This window comes from Longibacter salinarum (genome assembly GCF_002554795.1).
Taxonomy (GTDB): domain Bacteria; phylum Bacteroidota; class Rhodothermia; order Rhodothermales; family Salinibacteraceae; genus Longibacter; species Longibacter salinarum.
The window spans coordinates 29,208-47,967 of the sequence record NZ_PDEQ01000009.1; the positions used below are offsets into that span (position 1 = coordinate 29,208).

Annotated in this window: 17 protein-coding genes; 13 read left to right on the forward strand and 4 right to left on the reverse strand. The window is 59.0% G+C overall.

The genetic code is table 11. The features are described from left to right. Positions 1–23 precede the first annotated feature (23 nt). The 10 genes from CRI94_RS15230 (at position 24) to CRI94_RS15280 (ending at position 9,520) form a co-directional block, all read left to right on the forward strand. Positions 24–983 (forward strand): hypothetical protein, encoded by a 960-nt coding sequence (locus tag CRI94_RS15230; protein ID WP_098077790.1) that lies wholly within the window; start codon positions 24–26, stop codon positions 981–983. A gap of 98 nt (positions 984–1,081) precedes the next feature. After that, positions 1,082–2,464 carry a type II secretion system protein GspD gene (locus tag CRI94_RS15235; protein ID WP_098077793.1) on the forward strand — a complete coding sequence of 461 codons (1,383 nt, stop codon included), beginning with the start codon at positions 1,082–1,084 and terminating at the stop codon, positions 2,462–2,464. A gap of 173 nt (positions 2,465–2,637) precedes the next feature. After that, complete coding sequence (locus CRI94_RS15240) at positions 2,638–3,510, forward strand: CPBP family intramembrane glutamic endopeptidase (protein WP_098077796.1); 873 nt, start codon at positions 2,638–2,640, stop codon at positions 3,508–3,510. Between the two features lie 30 nt (positions 3,511–3,540). Beyond that, positions 3,541–4,782: a PKD domain-containing protein gene (locus CRI94_RS15245; protein ID WP_179862343.1), complete on the forward strand. Its 1,242-nt coding sequence runs from the start codon at positions 3,541–3,543 to the stop codon at positions 4,780–4,782. Between the two features lie 446 nt (positions 4,783–5,228). After that, positions 5,229–5,420, forward strand: a complete 192-nt coding sequence (locus CRI94_RS15255) for a hypothetical protein (RefSeq protein WP_098077806.1) — start codon at positions 5,229–5,231, stop codon at positions 5,418–5,420. Between the two features lie 169 nt (positions 5,421–5,589). After that, the gene (locus CRI94_RS15260) at positions 5,590–5,775 is read left to right on the forward strand and encodes a hypothetical protein (RefSeq protein WP_098077809.1); all 186 of its coding nucleotides are present in this window, start codon (positions 5,590–5,592) and stop codon (positions 5,773–5,775) included. Positions 5,776–5,894: 119 nt separating this feature from the next. Then, positions 5,895–6,509 (forward strand): NfeD family protein, encoded by a 615-nt coding sequence (locus tag CRI94_RS15265; protein WP_098077813.1) that lies wholly within the window; start codon positions 5,895–5,897, stop codon positions 6,507–6,509. A gap of 153 nt (positions 6,510–6,662) precedes the next feature. Then, on the forward strand, positions 6,663–7,580 hold the full coding sequence (locus tag CRI94_RS15270) for an SPFH domain-containing protein (protein ID WP_098077816.1): 918 nt from the start codon (positions 6,663–6,665) through the stop codon (positions 7,578–7,580). A 46-nt stretch (positions 7,581–7,626) separates the two neighbouring features. Further along, complete coding sequence (locus CRI94_RS15275) at positions 7,627–8,640, forward strand: SPFH domain-containing protein (RefSeq protein WP_098077819.1); 1,014 nt, start codon at positions 7,627–7,629, stop codon at positions 8,638–8,640. A gap of 175 nt (positions 8,641–8,815) precedes the next feature. Further along, positions 8,816–9,520: a 5-formyltetrahydrofolate cyclo-ligase gene (locus CRI94_RS15280; RefSeq protein ID WP_098077822.1), complete on the forward strand. Its 705-nt coding sequence runs from the start codon at positions 8,816–8,818 to the stop codon at positions 9,518–9,520. Positions 9,521–9,535: 15 nt separating this feature from the next. On the opposite strand, the gene CRI94_RS15285 is transcribed toward CRI94_RS15280, so the two are convergent. After that, positions 9,536–10,033: an RNA 2'-phosphotransferase gene (locus CRI94_RS15285; protein WP_218919410.1), complete on the reverse strand. Its 498-nt coding sequence runs from the start codon at positions 10,031–10,033 to the stop codon at positions 9,536–9,538. A 172-nt stretch (positions 10,034–10,205) separates the two neighbouring features. Beyond that, on the reverse strand, positions 10,206–10,931 hold the full coding sequence (locus CRI94_RS15290; protein WP_098077828.1) for a hypothetical protein: 726 nt from the start codon (positions 10,929–10,931) through the stop codon (positions 10,206–10,208). A 396-nt stretch (positions 10,932–11,327) separates the two neighbouring features. Here CRI94_RS15290 and CRI94_RS15295 point away from each other — a divergent pair, with 396 nt between their 5' ends. Beyond that, positions 11,328–12,698: a hypothetical protein gene (locus CRI94_RS15295; protein ID WP_143815433.1), complete on the forward strand. Its 1,371-nt coding sequence runs from the start codon at positions 11,328–11,330 to the stop codon at positions 12,696–12,698. A gap of 477 nt (positions 12,699–13,175) precedes the next feature. Here CRI94_RS15295 and purB read toward each other — a convergent pair whose 3' ends face one another. Continuing rightward, entirely contained in the window at positions 13,176–14,474 is a 1,299-nt protein-coding gene (purB, locus tag CRI94_RS15305) for an adenylosuccinate lyase (protein WP_098077840.1), read from the reverse strand. A gap of 505 nt (positions 14,475–14,979) precedes the next feature. Between purB and CRI94_RS15310 the strand changes: the two genes are divergently transcribed. Both CRI94_RS15310 and CRI94_RS15315 read left to right on the forward strand, forming a co-directional pair. Then, a complete protein-coding gene (locus tag CRI94_RS15310; RefSeq protein WP_098077845.1) occupies positions 14,980–16,155 on the forward strand; it encodes a S8 family peptidase in 1,176 nt (391 codons plus the stop codon). 369 nt (positions 16,156–16,524) lie between these two features. Then, positions 16,525–18,276: a S8 family serine peptidase gene (locus CRI94_RS15315; RefSeq protein WP_179862344.1), complete on the forward strand. Its 1,752-nt coding sequence runs from the start codon at positions 16,525–16,527 to the stop codon at positions 18,274–18,276. Here CRI94_RS15315 and CRI94_RS17535 read toward each other — a convergent pair. Then, the gene (locus tag CRI94_RS17535; RefSeq protein WP_143815434.1) at positions 18,273–18,548 is read right to left on the reverse strand and encodes a hypothetical protein; all 276 of its coding nucleotides are present in this window, start codon (positions 18,546–18,548) and stop codon (positions 18,273–18,275) included. The genes CRI94_RS15315 and CRI94_RS17535 overlap by 4 nt on opposite strands. Positions 18,549–18,760 lie beyond the last annotated feature (212 nt).

The window sequence follows — 18,760 nt, forward strand, 5'->3', positions numbered from 1 at the left end:
CCTGCTTCAACACCCGAGTTGCCATGAAAACCTACCTCAACACACTCATCCTCTTCGTCGTCGCACTGGCCATATCCGGTGCCGGCTACTACGTCACCGAGGTGAATCAGCCCGCAACGCTGAAACACCTGCGGGATGTCGACCGCGTCGCTCGATTGCAGCATGCGCAGGTGGCTCAACTCCTCGCCGAAGCAGAGCAATCTTCCGACCGTGCCGACGCAACCGTCCGGAAGTGGAATTCGCGCTTTCGGTACGTACCGGCCGACCTCTCCACCCCCGACATCGTGGACTACCTGGAAGAGCTCACGCCGAAGGGTTTCGAAGCGTTCGACGTACGCCTTGAAGACGTGCAGGAGAGCCCGGACGTCAACCACTATCGCTTCTCGATCGACGGGACCGGACAATACAAATCCCTCTACGAGTTCGTCTGGCAGATCGAAAATCGACCGGACTTCTACCGAATCCACGATTTAGAGATGTCACGGACCACCGTCTTTGAGGAATCGCGATCGAGTCGAGGCACCGAGATGGTGCAGTTCTCCATGACGCTTGACGCGTACTTCGGTGGGCTCGATGGGCTGAGCACTGATCGAGACCTTCTCGCAGACGTGCCGGAGGAAGCGAAACCCGCGGCGGAGCTTCCGCACAACTCGTTCTACCCGCTGGTTCGAGAGCGTCGCACGGTGAGCTCCTCGTCGAACAGTGGCCTCGTCGACGTGCGGCACGCAAGTCTCGTGTCGATCGCCGGATCCCGCGCCATTTTTCAGGACGGCAATTCCCAGTTCATCCTTTACGAAGGCTCGTCCGTCGCCAATGGGACAATCGTTCGCATCGACCCGCTCAATGTCGTGGTTCGTGCCAGCCTGACGATTGACGGAAAAACCGAGATTATCGACATCGGCATGGATAGCACGCCGCCAAGCTACCGTCAGGCCGAGGGGGACAACCGCCTCGTGCCCGTCGAAACCGGCCAAAACCCATAACCTCTGATTCTGGATCGCCGCGAAGCATCCAGTGCACCTATCTCGCAGGTGCTTCGCGGCCTCCCATTAGTTCCCCCTCGCCCCTGACACTGATTGCCATGACCTGCTCTCTCTCTTCTTCTCGGCTACAATTGACCGTGCGCGCCGCCGTTATCGTTCTTGTTCTTTCGTTTACGGTGCTTCCGGCGCTCACCCCGGCGTTCGCACAGGAACCCGACCGGCGCCAGCTCCGGACATACATCCCGCCGGAGCAACTCGTGTCGTTCCTGCCGACAACTCCGTTCGATCAGTTTATCGAGTTTCTGAATCCGCTGTTCGTCAACGTGACAGGCAAGCAGGTTATTGATCCTGAGTCCCGCACGGAACCCATCGGCGTAGCAATCACGCGAATGCAGTTCTTCGACGCATTCGAACTTGCTCTGGAGGCGCAGGGTCTCAGCTACCGCGAGACGGAACGCTACTTCATCATCCAGGAAGCGCAGATACCGGAGGATCCTTCGATGATTGCAGGAGGACGTGAGCGAACACCTGTGAAGGCATCCGATCCCCTGCCGGCCACACTCGAAACCCAGGAGGTCGAAATTAGCGCGCTTCTGTTTGAGGTCAACCTGTCCCGTGTTCGCGAGCTCGGACTGGACTGGAGCGTGTTTCTTGCACAGGAGCAGGGCGGACAGCAAGGCGGACAACAGGGTGGACAGCAGGGCCCAAGATTCCAGCTCAAACCGAAGAATCTGGGTGGCGCGATCGGGGAGTTCTTTCGGCAAGATGAGTTGGGCACGCCCGACGAAATCGACTTTGGCGACCTCGCCCGTTTCTTCCGCGCGCTGGAGGACGACGGTGTGGGCCGAACCCTGGCACAACCGTCCGTTTCTGTGCAGAGTCGCGAGCAGGGGCGGATCCAGATTGGATCCGACATTCCGATCCAGGTGCGGGACTTCGCCGGCAACACGATTACCCAGTTTATCTCCACCGGAATCATCGTGGATGTCACGCCGACCCACATCTCACAGGCTGTCGCTGATACAGTGGGCGCACCGAAGCTCGACTTCGTTCACCTCGATGTGAATGTAGAGCGATCCAGCGGCCGCCCATTCGGATCGAGCGTCGCCGTCGACCGAAACACAGCGGACACGCAGGTTCTCCTGCTGGACGGCGAGCAAACGATTATCGGAGGGCTGTACTCTTCGGACGTGACAACGTCGCGCCGCGGCATTCCGATTCTGAAGGATCTTCCGCCGTGGGTGTTTGGTCTCCGCTACATCTTCGGACGCGAGCAGAAGACCATCGCCCGCCGCGAGCTGGTGATCGTCCTCCAGGCTGAAGTCGCAGAGCCGATTCCGAGCCGTGCCCGGAAGTCGCTGCCGGATCAGCTGCTCGAGAAGCGTCGGAAGGAAGTCGAAGAGCGGATTCGTCGCTTCGACTCGGACGTGACCCGCAGCCTTGGTCCAGACGCGGTTCTGGAGAAAAAGGTTGACGACTGACCTTGCTTGATTGTCGACCCCGGCTACAATGCCGCCCAACCTCTCGAACGACTCCGTTCAGTGATACTCGAATTTCGACGTTGGGCGGTTCGCCGATAACAAATGTTTTTCTGTCTTCTTATCGCCCCCGGCCGTCCCGATGACCTTCGCGACGCCACAAACAGGCACTGCTGATGACGCGCGTTCCCTCGCTGACCCGAGCGCGGCCGCTTCGAACGGCCCGGCCGGTGTCCGGCGAACTCATTCTGGGCGTCCTCACGGTGCACACGGTGCTGCTCGCGCTGTTCTATTCGCCAGCGTTTCAGGTGCTCGTGAGCCGGCCCTTCGCGAAAGCAACAGACGGAATTGCCACACACGTCCTCGTAACGAATCTGCTGGAGTTCGCGATTCTGATCGCTGGATGCATGATCGTGGTTGGCGGAATGCGCCTGAGAGATGTGGGCATCCGAAGGCGCGGATGGGTGACAGCGGTCCTTGCGACGCTCAGTCTGTGGGGACTGACACAGCTCGTGATGCATGGGCTGGCCGAACTGACGGACGTGCCTGCATCTCTGAATCCTGTGTGGATGTACCCGATGGCGTCAGCGGAAATCGGCCGCCCCCTCCCAGGCGTACTCGTCGCTGCCGCTGTCGAGGAGGTCATGTATCGCGGATTCCTTCTTCCGCAACTCTTTCATCTGACACAGCGATGGGGCACGCAGCGCCTCACGTACGCCCTCGTGATGTCTCAGGTGTTGTTTGGAATCAACCACGTGCCGGCCGGTGTCGTGATGGGGTTATCGCCATTCGAGATCGGCTCCTATGTCGTGCTCGCTGCACTCGTCGGTGTATTCCTCGCCGTCCTCTACCTCCGCACCGACAACCTCTGGCTCGTCATTGGCTTTCACGCCGTTCTGAACCAGCCGCTGTCGTTCTATCTCAGCCCGCTCGACCCCTCGCTGGTCGTGCTCATACTGGGGCTTCTTCTGACCCTTGCGATCCCGTTTCTACGCCAGATTGCACCCTCGTCTACTCCCTCCGCGCCCACGACGCCTTCCGCGCCGTGACGTCTTATGCATGACGCCGCCCTGATCGCCATGAAACGACTTGTTTATTTGCTCCTCGCGATTCTCGTGACTGCCGGGCTTAACTTTTCGGCAGCACAGGCTCAGGATGCACACGCCGTTCAGCTACTTGAGCTCCATGGCCCGCGAACACTCTTCGACGGGGCCGTCGCAAACTACCGGGCACGGGTGTCCGAGGGGTCAACACGCCCGATCGGCTTCCTGTGGGACTTTGGGGATGGCATCGCATCGGAAGGCAGTCCGGTCGCACATCGGTACATGATCCCGGGGACATACACAGTCACCGTCATAGCCTACAACGCCGGGGGACGTGACTCGATGACGACGACGGTCACCGTATCGCAACGCCCCGACGTAACAGCGTCCACCAATCTACCCGACGTGCGTACCCGACGGCCAGAAAGGACCGTGACTGAACCGGCGACTTCGAGACAGACGTCCACCCCGCGCATCTCTCGACGTGATGTTCGACGTGCGCTGTTCAGTAATGACCCGATCACACCGACCGCGGACGGCTACACGTGGATTCTCGCCTCTGATCTGTGGAACGAGCGCCTCAACCGCAAGCGATTGCAATACCGACTTCAGGGTCTCCGGGTTGAGGTCATCGCCGATTCAACCGGACGCGGAAGCACTGCATACCGCCTCATTGCCGGTCACTTTAAGACGATCGGCGAGGCTCTCATTGCTCGATCGATGCTGGAGAAAACGGATACGCACCTACAGCTGCACGCCTTTGCCCCAAACGGGCTGCAACTCGCCGTCGCCCAGTTCGCGGATGCACTCGATCAACTTAGCCCTGCCGAACGGGCAGGTCTCGATGTGCGCTCGATAATGGATACCATGATCGCGGAGAAAACAGAGCCGGCTGCCGCAGACCGGGGCGACCAAGAACTTGGGGAGGCGACATCCCCCGTAGCTACGACATCATCTGACATGGAGGCATCCACGCCTGCACCAGCTGTCACGCAGCCGTCTTGGTGGACGCTCGAACATTGGGAATTTCCGGTCTGGGTCTGGTTTCTCGGAGGAATCGTTGTCGCGTCCGGGTTGAGTACGATCGTTTTGATACTGTATGGTCGACGGTCGGCCCGCCATCCCATACCTCAACCTCAGGCGGCAAAAAAAGCCGCGCCGCCGACCGGTCTCCGGATCGATCGGCGGCCGCTTCACATGCTAGCATCGATGCTCCACAGGCTGCCGCACCTGAATCCATACCAGACGATGCACCAATCAGCGACGAGCGGGATCTAGAAGAATCGCCGACCAATCCACCTTCTCTCACATCGGGCCGAGACGACGCTGATTCCGAAGCGAGTCACGCCGTCTTGGAATGGCCCGATGATAAAGATGAAGACGCACCCTCTCTTCCCATCGAAGCGTTTCACATCGTCGCCCCGAAGGAGGACGGACCACCCCCGTCCTATTGGCCACATCCATCGACATGGAGTGTACCCGGATCTAAATGGGACGACCTCAATGAATCCGATTCGCCTCCAGATCCCCGCCGCGATCCCGGCCCAGACGACGAAACGGGAAGGCACTCGACCTGACAAAACGAACGACCACACGATCACGACCCAAAACCTTATAATAGCCTTATATTTTTCGAAAAGGTACATCTCAGGGTTGAGAATACTTGATGCTTACTTCATATTACCCCGTAATAATACGTGTTGGAAGTCTATGATACTTTTGCAATGTCTGAGACTGCATCTGATCCGTTTGCCCTGAGTGACGAAGAACTGCTCGAGGAGATTGAACAGCTCGACCGAAGAGGGGCGAACACGGAAACCATCGTCGAAACGCTCGAAATTCGGTATGGTCGCCACCGGGTCGGCCGACACCAACTGGTGAGCGCGATTCAGCGGCTCATCCATCGAGAGAATTGAATGGCTTTCTCTCATCGAAGCAGATTCACACTGGATCGGTCCCCTCGGCCGCAGTCTCATGTCACGTGTACTCGTATGCGGATCTGTCATCGGCAATGCGGATTTATATTTTCCCACCCGTTGCCGGTGGCAACAACCTCGCTGCTGACCTACTCATCGATCCGATACCATGGCCAAGCGTACATCTGACCCCTTTTCTCTCAGCGACGAAGAACTGCTCGACGAGATCACGTCTCTGCACGAGCAGGGCCACGATGCGGAGGAAATCACTCGCGCACTCGAAGAGCAGTACGGAACGTCGCGCGTCGATCGGTACGACCTCGTGAGCGTCATCCTGCACCTCGTCAACCGGTAGGAACAGTACATTCTCGCGGGGCTTCGAGCCGAAAATCGGCACGTCGACGTAACTTTTCGTCGGGATGTGCCGTATAGAATGGACCCGTGTATTTTGCCTCGTCCCGCAGGATGTACTCTATGGATCTAGACCCGACGCTCCTGACGTGGATCTTCTTCGTCGGTGGCCTTCTCCTCCTCTTCCTTGAGGTCTTCATCCCCGGTGGGGTTGCCCTGTTTCTTGGCCTTGGCGGCATTCTCGTAGCCGGTCTACGAGCCGCCGGCCTGCTGGTCGACCCGATGACGGCGTTCATCGCCTGGTCTCTGCTTTCGGCTGGCCTGACGGTCGCCCTTCGCCCAATTGCCCTTCGTCTGTTTGGAGGCGAATCGACCATCGGCATTACAGACGAAGACGCCGAAACAATGGGACAGACCGTCACGGTGCTCGAAGAGATCGGTGAAGACAAAACGGGCCGCGTACGATTTCGCGGAGCCGCCTGGGATGCCCGAACGCTGGAAGGCACGCTGCCTGAGGGCGCAGAAGGTCGGATCGTCTACCGCGACAACTTGACGTGGGTCGTCGAACCAACCGATCACTCCGACCTGGATCACGAATTTGGAGATGCACTGGCGTCGGATAAGGTACCGATCGACACCAGCTCCTCTGATTCGACACAGAACAGCGACACCACATCCAGCGGTGACACCGATGCCGAAGATACTGGGCAGCAGACACGGTCTCGGCAACGCTCGTAGCGTCCCTTTCGCGTCGAGCACGTAACGGATTCAGCTGTACAGACGTATTATTTATTACATGGAGGCGGTATCGAATTCCGCCCCCTCTTCCCTTCGAACATCCCCACGCGGATGTCTTCCTTCTCTCCTCCTCGCTAGCTGCATACACCTGTCATGGCTTTTACAATTCTGGCCGTCGGTGCGGTGGCCCTCTTCATTGTCTGGAACACCTTCATCATCGTGCAAACGCGCGAGGAGGTGATTCTCGAACGCTTCGGAAAGTATCACGCGACCCTGACCGCGGGATTTCACTTCGTCACGCCCTTTGTGGATCGCGTTGCCTATCGGCAGGAAATCCGCGAGCAGGTTCTCGACGTGCCGCACCAAAAGTGCATCACGAAAGATAACATTGAGGTTGACGTCGATGGCATCATCTACCTCAAGGTGATGGATGCTGAGAAGGCGAGCTACGGCATCAACGATTATCGCCTTGCCGCTGTCAACCTCGCGCAGACGACGATGCGTAGCGAGATCGGGAAAATCACGCTCGACGACACCTTCTCGGAGCGCGACGCGATGAATGATGCTATCGTTGCGGAACTCGACAAGGCCTCGAATCCCTGGGGCGTGAAGGTCATGCGCTACGAAATTAAGGACATCCAGCCGTCTCAGGACATCGTCCTCACGATGGAGCAGCAGATGGAGGCAGAACGTGAGAAGCGCGCCGAAATCGTAGCCTCATCCGGTGAACGTGATGCCCGAATCAATACGTCCGAGGGCGATCGGCACGCATCGATCCTTCGCTCGGAAGGCACACGACAGAAGCGAATCAACGAAGCGAAAGGCGAGGCAAAAGAGATGGAACTGATCGCGGCTGCGTCGGCCCGAGGCATTGAGCGCGTCGCGCAGGCCATCTCCCAGCCCGGCGGTTCCCTGGCCGTGAAGATGCGCCTGACGGAGCAGTTCATCGACCGCCTCGGCTCGGTCATCGACGGAGCAAACATCAGCGTTCTTCCCGTCGAAGCCGCCAATATGAAGTCCTTCTTCGAGGGGGCCTCGAAAGTTACGGATGGCGTGAAAGGTCACAAGTAGCACGCCTCCTCCTCTCCGCCTTTCACCCTTACCTCCTTTTTGAGATATGTTTGAGATTCTAAATGACATAGCAATCGTCATCGGATGGTTGCTACTCGTGTTCGTCATCTACAAATTCGTTCGCGCCATCCGCATCGTACCGCAGCAGAATGCGTACGTCGTCGAGCGGCTTGGCAAATACACACGCACGTTGCAGCCGGGCTTCCATGCGCTCGTGCCATTCATCGACAAAGTGCCGTATCAGCAGGATCTGCGGGAGCAAGCGATTCCCGTCGAGCCGCAGGATTGCTTTACGATGGATAACGTTCGCGTCCGCGTCGATGGCGTGATCTACCTGAGCGTCAGCAACCCTGAGAACGCGAGCTACGGCGTCACGGACTACCGCCGCGCCGCCATCCAGCTGGCCCAGACGACGACCCGCTCGGTCATCGGCCGGATGGAGCTGGACACCACGTTTCAAGAACGCGCACTGATCAGCCGATCGGTGGTCGATGTCCTTAGTGAGGTTGAGGAAGCCTGGGGCATTAAGGTCCACCGCTACGAGATCAAGAACATCGACACGCCGCGGACGGTGCAGAAAGCAATGGAGCGGCAGATGACCGCCGAACGAGAGCGGCGCGCCGTGGTCGCCCGCTCGGAAGGTGAGCAGCGCTCGACCGTCAACGATGCGGAAGGTATCAAGCAGGAGGTCATCAACAAGTCCGAAGGTGAAATGCAGCGCCGGATCAACGAGGCCGAAGGTCGCGCCGAGGAGATCGAGGCGATTGCAGAAGCCACCGCGCAGGCGATCGAAGAGGTCGCACGCGCTGTGACGGCACCGGGCGGCGAGGAGGCCGTGAAGCTGCGTCTGGCCGAGCAGTACCTCAACACGATCGCGAAGCTCGGCAAGGAGAACAACGAAGTCCTGCTTCCGGCCGACCTCACGCGCTACGACTCAGTCATCGGTGGGCTCGCCCTCGACGACTTCACGCTGCACACGGGCGATGGGGCCCTGAGCGCTCCCACCCCGCGTGGCGACGGGTCGAAGGGAGAAACACCCAGTAGCTCCGGCGACGAGTAGCAAAAGCAACGTGGCCTGACCGAGCCTTGGCTTCTGTCCAATCGCTCACGGCACACATTCGAAGGGTCTCCGCGACGACGAGCGGAGACCCTTCTCTTTACCCACTTCCGATACTCGACGTTGAATCGGAAAATGGACGTTTTGACACCGCGCAACAGCCATCACACCCCAACGGATGCGATTCGACGACAAAGACGCGGCCCGGCAGTACGTGTGGGACACGCTCGACGATGAAGGAATTGCCCGGTTCCCGTTTCCACCCCACGGACGAATCCCGAACTTTAAGGATGCTTCTGTCGCGGCGAAACGGCTCTTCGATCACCCGATCCTGGCCGATGCCCACAGCATCAAGGTCAACCCGGATAGTCCGCAGCGGTACGTCCGCATCGAAGCCCTGAAGCGAGGCATTGTCGTGTATGTGCCGACCCCACGCTTGCGAGGCGGATTCAAGAAGCTCGACCCCGCCGTGATCCCCGCTGAGAAGCACTCGAAGGCTGCCAGCCTCTCGAACATGGACACGTGGGCAGAGCCCGTCGATCTAAACGAGCTGCCGCAGCTCGACGCAATCGTGACAGGCTCTGTGGCTGTGACCCGCGACGGCCGGCGCTGCGGAAAGGGCGAGGGCTATAGCGACCTGGAGTATGCGATTCTGCTCGAACTCGGCCACGCCCTCGTTCCCGTCGCCACGACCGTCCACCCCCTGCAGCTCGTCGAAGATGTCCCGACGGACGCGCACGACCTACCGCTCACCGTCATCGTCACGCCCGACTCAACGATCGAAATCGACGACCCGCCCGCGCCGCCGACCGGCCTTGACTGGGCCGCACTGACCGAGGCTGACCTTGAGGAGATGCCGATTCTGCGGGAACTGAAGCGGTAAGCCACACCGTCACTGTTATTCAGGAAACTCGATACCGCGCAGGGGGACGTGCGTCGTCAACCAGACATCCCCGGCGGTCCGAAAGAACGGGTGTCCATCCGCGTGAAGAGCGCCGGCGTGAATCTCAAGCACGACGGGTTCACCGTGGCGCCGAGCAACGTCGACAGCACGTTCGGTATCGACCGACAGATGCACGTACTGGCGCGACTGCGGGCGAAGCCCGTCTTCTCGAATCGATGAAAGTGCCCGTCGGGCCGTACCGTGGTAGAGCGTAGCCGGTGGAGCCTCCGGTTCGACGCCGAGGTCGACATCGATCGAGTGTCCGTAGTTCGCCCGAATGCGCCCGTCCTGGATGGAGAAGCGATCCTTATCGGTATCTCGCCGGACGCGCTGAACCAGTTCCCAGCTAATGGAGCGTCCGTTTTCTCGGGCCTTCTGGATCAGCGTCTCGACGCGGGCCCATCCGCTTGCATCCAGGTCAAGTCCGATCGCTCCGGGATCGTGCCGTAGCACGTAGCTCAAAAATCGGCTTATAGACTCAACATCACTCATTCTTTCATAGCCGGTCCTTGTGCCTTCTTCGGAGGAGCGGATACCCATCACCGGAGGCCGTCGATCCCAGACAGACCTATATTCTCACCGACAGGCGGCACGGCCTAAGAAGAGGGAACCGACGCCCCGAGATTTATCGCTGCACCTGGATCGGGGTAAGCATATCCTGCGAGACATCGACCCGCATCGCCTCGAACGTCCCGTCCATTGTCGTTGCAAACGGTTCCGGCTCGAAGCTCGAGTCGTCGGGCGAATCGACGGGCTGAGCGAAGTCGAGCGTGAGCGCCTGAACCGTCGTAAATCGAAACGAGCCGAATACACCCTCGCTCGTTACGCGCTCCACCGTGATGGTCCCCGAGATGGCGGGAGCCATCCGAAGAGCCGTGGCTCTCGCCTCCGTGTAGGTCGCAAAGGGCGATGACATCGACGGATCGGTAATGCCGCCCCCGGCTACCGTCATCAGCAGGTTCGGAAGATCATATTCTCCCGGCGTGGGGTCGGTCGCACCCGGCAAATACAGCAGAATGGCCTCGGCGCTTCCAGTTCTGATTGTCCGGCTTTCATCAGCCGTCGCGAGTACGATCGCCGTGCCCATCTGCTCACCCGAGACGGTTGGCACGCCCCACGTGTAGCTCGATGTATCGGGCATCATGCCTCCGGGAATCGCGGCAGACGATTGCGTCATTTGCGCGCTCCCGGTCAGGGTTGCTGTCGTGTCGCCCGTGACAGAGGCGGTAAATGAAGCGGACGGCGTGGGTTCCGGGGCGCCGGATCCGTCACACCCAGATGTGAATGGCAATGCGACAACGAAGAGAAAAGCTAGCGCGGTATGGCGTAGGATTTGAACCGAGCGTGTCATAACAGAGACCTGCCGGGAACGAGGATTGGTGACGGATCGGGAATGATACTAGAGACGGGTACAGCGCGGCTTCTTAATCCACACCCCGTAGACATCACGGTACACCCGCCAAGATACAACTCGACGTTGCAATAAAAAAACCATTTTAATGACGCAATGTAGTCAATACACAGTGCTTCATTCCTTTGACCACGATGCTACTGGCACGTAAAAGGCATAGCGCGCGACGACTCGGAGTGGTACTCTCGTGCTGAACTCGTTTCTCCACCGGCGCCCCCTTATCTTTGTTTTGACGAATCGAGCTTGCGGTTCCCCCGTCGATCGCCCCGTACCGTGACGGCACGAACGAAGTCTCGGAGCTTTATCCCCTTCTGCTCTCTCCAGATGTACGCAGTTATGACTCGACGTATCTCGTTTTACTCAGCGAGCCTGATCTTACTCCTCTTCGCAACCGCTCTTGCTGGCTGTGTCAGCACGAAGGAGCGGTATCAACGCGTTCAGAAATACGAGAAACAAGGAAAGCCGGTCGCAGCGGCCTTCGAGATGGTGAAGGTGCTGGACGATGATTCGAGCTGGCCGAATGGTCGGCAAGAGCTGAACGAACTGGCGCAGGCCGGAATGGACATGCTGATGGAAACCTCGCGCCAGAAGCTGTCGCAGAACGCTCCCCTCGACGCCCTGGGCGCACTTGACCGAATTGACAACCTCCGGTCTGCATGCCGCTCCGTTTCTGTTTCCGTCAACGAACCGACGGGGTATCGATCGCTTCGACGGGAAGCGGTGGACGAATCATTTGCCTATCTAATGGACCGCGGGGAGAATGCAGAAACGGACGGGCGATGGTCCGTAGCAGCGGACGCCTACGAGAATGCCCGAGAGTTTGCACCGACGAACGAAGCGCTCCGTGAGATCGACGCACGTCAGGCCGATGTGTACATGGCCTGGGCCGAGATGGACATGGATCAGGGGGCGTATCGATCCGCCTTCGACCGAGCAGATGTCGCTGCCAGCTACGTGTCCGAGGCGAGTCCGATGATCGAAAATGTCGAGGCCCTGCAGGACGCCGCCGTCGCGCGTGGAACGAAGGTGACGGCATTCCTTCCCCTCTGGCAGACTCGCCAGGCCGGTGCCGCGTTGCCACCGGACTTCCTCCGGGAAGTCAACGATGTCCTCAACCTCCGCTATTGGTCTAAGCCCCCGATCTTTATCGCCTCCGTCCCGCCGGTGCCAACGCGCAGGGCGGTGCGCCGTGATGACCTTGACCGAACCATCCTCTCCCGAAAACAGGCGTCACGCATCGGACGCATCCTGGAATCGGACCTTGTGGTCACAGGCGAAATTGTGGAATTTCGGGAGGAGCGCGATGACATCGAAAGCGTCACGCAGACCGCCCAGTGGTCGGTGTCCACTCCCGACGGCCGGGAAGCGACCCGAGGGCGCTCCGGGACCGGTCCGAGGGACACCACATTCGTCGTCAAAGAATACGACCGAGAGCTTTACGCGACGATAGAGATCCGCGTCATCGACACACGATCCGGGCGCACGTTATCCGCGAACACGATTGGCGTTGATGTCGAAGACCGGATGGTACGCGGCGAATTTTCGGGCGACTGGCGAAACCTTGACCTGAGCGGGATGGAGCTGAGTCTTTTCCACCCGGAGGACCTGCGAGCACAGGAACGCGAGCTCGAACTTAAACTGGCCGATGCGCTGGCCGATGCGGTTGCCCGCGAAACGTTCGATGACCTCGTTCAGACGATTCGGTAGACGGATTCGGGATTGGGGATTGAGAATTCTGGACTCCGGATTGAGGATTCCGGGTTGAGGGCTAGCTACCGGACTGTTTGATTTCCCACCGGAATATCTTCGTATGTCATCGAGAAACAGACCTTGTACGTCTCATGCGTCTCGGGAATGAGGCGTTATCCTCGAACATGACGCACTCTCACACTCACATACCCCCATCCTCCCGTCCATTTCGGAGCAGCCGCGCCGCGGAATACTGAAATGACATACCCCCAATGAAAGGGTCCGGTAGGTAAGATTGGGGGTTCTGGATGTTGGATTGCTTGCGGTTAATCGTCTTCGCCCATCCGACGGCGCCGCGGAGGCCATTACCGAACACAAAAAGAATAGCCCACCTGTCATCCTCCAAACGAGGAGACGGGTGGGCTATTTCTCGTTCGCAGCAATCGGAGTAGAGGGGCGCTGCCAACCTAACCTTGTTGCTTGAACACCCGTGGCTCAGTCGTTGAGACCGACGCGATCGAAGATGCGGTCGACGTTGCGGATGTGATAGCTGGGGTCGAAGGCGTCCTCAATGTCGTCGGACGCGAGCACGTCGGTGATTTCCTCGGCCTCCGCGACAATATCTTGGAACGGCCGCTCTTCTTCCCAGGCCTGCATTGCGAGTGGCTGGACGCGGTCGTACGCCTCTTCGCGAGTGAGCCCCTTGTCGATCATCTTGAGCATCAGGCGCTGGCTGTTGTACAGCCCATACGTCATCTCCATGTTGGAGCGCATCCGCTCTTCCTTCACGACCAGGCGGTCGATGATGCCGGAAAAACGGCGGAGAGCGTAGTGCAGCAGCGTCGTCGCATCCGGCAGCACGACGCGTTCCACCGAGGAGTGGCTGATGTCGCGCTCGTGCCATAGCGCGACGTTCTCGTACTCGCTGACCATGTAGCCCCGCAGGAGCCGCGCGCACCCGCTGATATTTTCGGACCCGACTGGATTCCGCTTGTGTGGCATGGCGGAAGAGCCTTTCTGGCCCGAGCCGAACGATTCTTCGACCTCGCGGACCTCACTCCGCTGTAGGTGACGAATCTCGACCGCCATCTTCTCGAGCGTGGAGCCGATTCCTGCGATGACGCTGAGGTAGTTTGCGTGACGGTCGCGCGAAAGCACCTGCGTAGAAATCGGTGCGGGACGCAGGCCAAGCCGCTCGCAGGTCAGGCGCTCGACTTCGGGCGGAATGTGGGCGAACGTGCCCACGGCACCGGACAGCTTCCCGACGCGCATCTCTTCGGCCGCCTGCTCGAACCGCTCGCGCTGCCGCTTCATCTCGTCGTAGTACCGCGCCATCTTGAGCCCGAAGGTCGTCGGCTCCGCATGGACACCGTGCGTACGCCCCATTGTCAGCGTGTGCTTGTGCTCCTTGGCCTTTGACACCAGAGCCTCCAGCGTTCGATCAATCTGCGTGCGGAGCAGGCTGTTCGCCTTTTTCAGACGAACCATGTAGGCTGTGTCCACCACGTCGGTGCTCGTCAGGCCGTAATGCACCCACTTCTTCTCCGGTCCAAGCGTCTCACTCACTGCCCGCGTGAAGGCGACGACATCGTGCTTGGTCTCCTTCTCAATCTCGTGGATCCGATCGACGTCAAAGCTCGCTTCCGCGTACAGCGTCTCCACGTCTTCGGGCGGAATTGCGCCAATTTCCGACCATGCAGCACAGGCTGCAAGCTCCACATCCAGCCATGATTCGTATTGCTTCTCTTCACTCCAGAGGGCGCCCATCTCCGGGCGTGTATATCGATCGATCATTCAGACTCGGGGCGTTGTCAGCGACAGGCAAAAGGCGAGGGACGTACCGCTTCAAGGTAACGGACTCGCCGCCCCGAATGCCAACCTCAATTTGCAATCTGTGTGAGGAGATGCCCGTCCAAATAACGAAAGCAGGGTTCAAGACTCAGGTCCGAAACGCGGTGCATTTCACTACCAAAGTGAGTACGCCAGAAGCTTCATCCAAACGGATCATGCCGTTCCGAACTCACGAAACGGACGTGACACATGTACATTTTACCCATGTCGAGTTTATGAACGTACAGGAATTAAGCCGTGCCAAAGCTCGATGTTACAATTCTACTGTAGAATTATATAATTTCCGAGAATACAAAGATAATATTTTCATGAGTGTTAAGTGGCTGTTAGGCTTTTGTCCAGCAATCGTCAAGGATCGTCGGAGAAAAGGCGAAGTTCGCCCGGCGCGGCGTATTCATCGGAGAATGCGTCGTTATCCACCTCTTACGAACTAGTACGGATCTCTAATATGCAGAACCAGCTTACGAGAATATTTTTAGGGAGTGGTCTAGCTCTCCTTCTTGTCCTCGCAGGATGCGACACGTCCGGACCGCAAGTCGCCCCCTCGGATGAAGAAGCCCCTTCTACCCCGAATGTAATTTCGGGACAGTACATCGTCGTGCTTAGCGGCACACCGTCAAAATCAGCAACGGATGTTCGCTCGGTCGCGACCTCCCTGCTCGGGAAGTCCGGTCAGCTCGGCGCGGTGTACTCCAATGCGCTCGATGGATTCGTGGCTCGCGGACTGTCTGACGCCCAAGTTGAGCAGATTGAAAGCGATCCTCGCGTTGATTACGTCGAGAAGGATCGTGTCGTCCAGCTTGCCCCGCCGGATGGTAAAGGACCCGGTGGCGATGACGGTGGCTCGACCGGACAGGTTACGCCGTACGGCACGACTCGCGTCGGTGGCCCCGCTGACGGTACCGGCCTGACTGCCTGGGTCATTGACAGCGGTGTTGACCTGGATCACCCCGACCTTAACGTCGATGCGTCGCGTAGCGCCACGTTTTTCGCGAAAGGCAAAGACTCAAAGTCGGCCGATGACGGAAACGGCCACGGCTCCCACGTCGCTGGTACGATCGGCGCCCTCAACAATGACATCGGTACCGTCGGCGTTGCAGCCGGTGCCACGATCGTCGGCGTGAAGGTCCTCGACAGCCGTGGCAGCGGTTCCTACTCTGTCGTGATCGACGGCGTCGACTACGTCGCAGCCAACGCATCCGCCGGTGATGTCGCCAACCTGAGCCTCGGCGGCCCGACGTCTGACGCGCTCGACACGGCCGTGAAGAACCTCGCCGACCAGGGTGTTCTTGTCGCTCTCGCTGCGGGTAACTCCGGCGAAGACGCCAATCTCTCCTCGCCCTCGCGCGTCGAGTACCCGGGCGTCTACACCGTCTCCGCAATGGACGACACCGACTCCTTCGCCTCGTTCTCGAACTTCGGCAACCCGCCGATCGAGTTTGCTTCGCCTGGCGTCGATGTTGAGTCCACGTACAAAGACGGCGGCTATGCCACGCTCAGCGGCACGTCGATGGCCAGCCCGCACCTCGCTGGTATCCTGCTTATCACCGGCGCCAACCCGCCGACCGATGGCACCGTGAACAATGATCCGGACGGCGACGCCGATCCGATCGCCACGCTCTAGTGCGCTGGTTTCACCCCCAATCCGGCGTATTCCGGATGGCACGGCAGCCCCTTTTCGAGGGGGCTGCCGTTTCTTATTTGATCGAGTGGGACCATATCGGCGTATCGAAATCCGCCTATACTCGTCTAAAGACATGAATGCATTGCTCGCGGTCCCCCACCATATATTCCGCCGGACGACGACAGTAGTATCACATTTAATGTTCGCCTCATCATCTCTCCCTTATAATTTCAATCCGCCTTCACTGACGCGCTGTTCGCATGGGCCCCCACGCCCCATCGCCTACTCACGCAACGCGTGCCGACTGCTACATCAACCGCAGTGGGCTGAAGGTATCTCTCGCTACTTCATTGATGCTTCTCTCTGATTATGATATCTCCCATCAGTACACGCGGGGTGACCTACACCCTGTTATTACTTCTTCTCGTGTTCACCGCGTGCGATAACGCGTCGCCGGTCGAACCACAGGATTCCTCCGCGAACGTGGAGTCTTCTACGTATAGCAAATCCGCATCCTCTGGCGACGCCATTCCTGGACAGTACATTGTCATCTTCAACGATGGCGTCAACCAGCCACGAGCAAAGGCACAATCACTTTCGAAAGCCCATGGTGGTGACATCGGCTTCGTCTACGAGACGGCGGTGAAGGGCTTCTCCATTCGTGCATCCGAACAGGCGGCAAACGCTCTCGCCAAGAACCCGAACGTCTCCTACGTGGAGGCGGACCGACGTGTACACGCGATCGGTACGCAGAGCCCTGCCACGTGGGGACTTGACCGGTCGGACCAGCGGGACCTCCCGCTTGACGACAGTTACTCGTACAATGCGACGGGAGCAGGTGTCAATGCGTATATCCTCGATACCGGCATCCGCACCTCACATAACGACTTCGGCGGGCGAGCAACCGTCGGGTTTGACGCCATCGGAGACGGTCAAAATGGACAAGACTGCAACGGACACGGCACGCACGTCGCCGGCACTGTAGGTGGCGCAACGTATGGTGTCGCTAAAGACGCGAGCCTGGTTGCAGTGCGCGTCCTCGATTGTGAGGGTGGCGGCTCGATCAGCGGCGTCATCGCCGGCGTCGACTGGGTGACGGCGAACGCTCAGCAACCGGCCGTGGCCAACATGAGCCTCGGCGGCGGGACGAGCACGTCGCTCGATGACGCGGTTCGCAACTCCATTTCCTCCGGCGTCCAGTATGCTATCGCTGCTGGAAATGGTGACTTCCTCGGTCGCGAGCAGGATGCGTGTGACGGCTCCCCGAGCCGCGTCACCGAAGCGATGACCATTAGCGCGACCGACGACACCGACACCAAAGCCTCATTCGCAAATTACGGCTCATGCGTCGACTTCTTCGCTCCGGGCGTTGACATTACGTCGGCCTGGATCGGCAGCGACGGGGACACCAATACCATCAGCGGGACATCGATGGCCGCCCCGCACGCAGCCGGCGCAGCCGCGCTCTACCTCGAGTCGAACTCGTCGGCGAGCCCGACGCAAGTACGCGACGCTCTATACAACGCCACTACCAAAGGAATCGTCGCCGATGCGAATACCGCGAACAATGACCTCCTCTACACGCTCGACTTTAGCGGCGACGGCGGAGGCGATGACGGAACCTCGAATGCGGCACCGACAGCAGACTTCAGCGCGTCCACGGATGGCCTGACGGCATCCTTCTCGGATCTCTCCAGCGATAGCGATGGATCGATTAGCAGCTGGAGCTGGGACTTCGGCGACGGGTCGACCTCGACGGCACAAAACCCATCGCATACCTACGGCGCATCGGGCGACTACAGCGTCACGCTCACCGTAACCGATGATGACGGCGCGACCGACTCGGCCTCACAGACCGTGAGCGTGTCGGACGGCACGACGGAGATTACGCTCTCGTCTAGCGGGTTCAAAAACCGCGGACGTCATCAGATCGAGCTGACGTGGAGCGGTGCATCCTCGGCCGACGTGGACGTCTACCGTAACGGTTCGCTGATTACAACGACCGCCAATGACGGCTCGTTCGTGGACTCGACAAATAACCGAGGCGGTGGATCGTACACACACACCGTGTGCGAAGCGGGCACAAATACCTGCTCGAACACGACAACGACGACGTTCTAATCGGGGACCTCACGTGCCTGCTGGCTCGCCGTCTTGTCGATGCGTGCCGCATGTACATCCTTGATACGCCCCGTTTCGGCGGCGGTCTTCCTTCGAAGGCCGCCGCTTTTTCTATGTGCCAGATAACGACTCACGTCGAATCTGAGTTTTTGTACACAACCCGATGCCCGTTTGTTGATCCCACGAACATGATAGATACGTGGATCACGCGTGCACCCCGACATTCGGATAGACGCAAATGGTAATAATTTCTGAACCGAAAGCTCCAGCATGAGACGCTGGCAGAGCGGAATCAGAGGCCGATTCGACGTTTCGCATCAATGAACCCGGCGAAGCATGACATAAGTCAATTTTACTCAAACGGTATCTTTTCACGTAAATAATACCCACCCCGCCTAAAGCCAGACCTAAGGTTCCCGTCACGTCTGTGTATATTCGACTAAAGATAAAGTTTTGGTTTCGTAACTATGACCGATCCGTTAAG

What these genes read in the sequence shown, in the direction of transcription:
- CRI94_RS15230 (WP_098077790.1), top strand. Translation starts at nt 24, where the DNA reads ATGAAAACCTACCTCAACACACTCATCCTCTTCGTCGTCGCACTGGCC.
- CRI94_RS15235 (WP_098077793.1), top strand. Translation starts at nt 1,082, where the DNA reads ATGACCTGCTCTCTCTCTTCTTCTCGGCTACAATTGACCGTGCGCGCC.
- CRI94_RS15240 (WP_098077796.1), top strand. Translation starts at nt 2,638, where the DNA reads ATGACGCGCGTTCCCTCGCTGACCCGAGCGCGGCCGCTTCGAACGGCC.
- CRI94_RS15245 (WP_179862343.1), top strand. Translation starts at nt 3,541, where the DNA reads ATGAAACGACTTGTTTATTTGCTCCTCGCGATTCTCGTGACTGCCGGG.
- CRI94_RS15255 (WP_098077806.1), top strand. Translation starts at nt 5,229, where the DNA reads ATGTCTGAGACTGCATCTGATCCGTTTGCCCTGAGTGACGAAGAACTG.
- CRI94_RS15260 (WP_098077809.1), top strand. Translation starts at nt 5,590, where the DNA reads ATGGCCAAGCGTACATCTGACCCCTTTTCTCTCAGCGACGAAGAACTG.
- CRI94_RS15265 (WP_098077813.1), top strand. Translation starts at nt 5,895, where the DNA reads ATGGATCTAGACCCGACGCTCCTGACGTGGATCTTCTTCGTCGGTGGC.
- CRI94_RS15270 (WP_098077816.1), top strand. Translation starts at nt 6,663, where the DNA reads ATGGCTTTTACAATTCTGGCCGTCGGTGCGGTGGCCCTCTTCATTGTC.
- CRI94_RS15275 (WP_098077819.1), top strand. Translation starts at nt 7,627, where the DNA reads ATGTTTGAGATTCTAAATGACATAGCAATCGTCATCGGATGGTTGCTA.
- CRI94_RS15280 (WP_098077822.1), top strand. Translation starts at nt 8,816, where the DNA reads ATGCGATTCGACGACAAAGACGCGGCCCGGCAGTACGTGTGGGACACG.
- CRI94_RS15290 (WP_098077828.1), bottom strand. Translation starts at nt 10,931, where the DNA reads ATGACACGCTCGGTTCAAATCCTACGCCATACCGCGCTAGCTTTTCTC.
- CRI94_RS15295 (WP_143815433.1), top strand. Translation starts at nt 11,328, where the DNA reads ATGACTCGACGTATCTCGTTTTACTCAGCGAGCCTGATCTTACTCCTC.
- purB (WP_098077840.1), bottom strand. Translation starts at nt 14,474, where the DNA reads ATGATCGATCGATATACACGCCCGGAGATGGGCGCCCTCTGGAGTGAA.
- CRI94_RS15310 (WP_098077845.1), top strand. Translation starts at nt 14,980, where the DNA reads ATGCAGAACCAGCTTACGAGAATATTTTTAGGGAGTGGTCTAGCTCTC.
- CRI94_RS15315 (WP_179862344.1), top strand. Translation starts at nt 16,525, where the DNA reads ATGATATCTCCCATCAGTACACGCGGGGTGACCTACACCCTGTTATTA.
- CRI94_RS17535 (WP_143815434.1), bottom strand. Translation starts at nt 18,548, where the DNA reads ATGCTGGAGCTTTCGGTTCAGAAATTATTACCATTTGCGTCTATCCGA.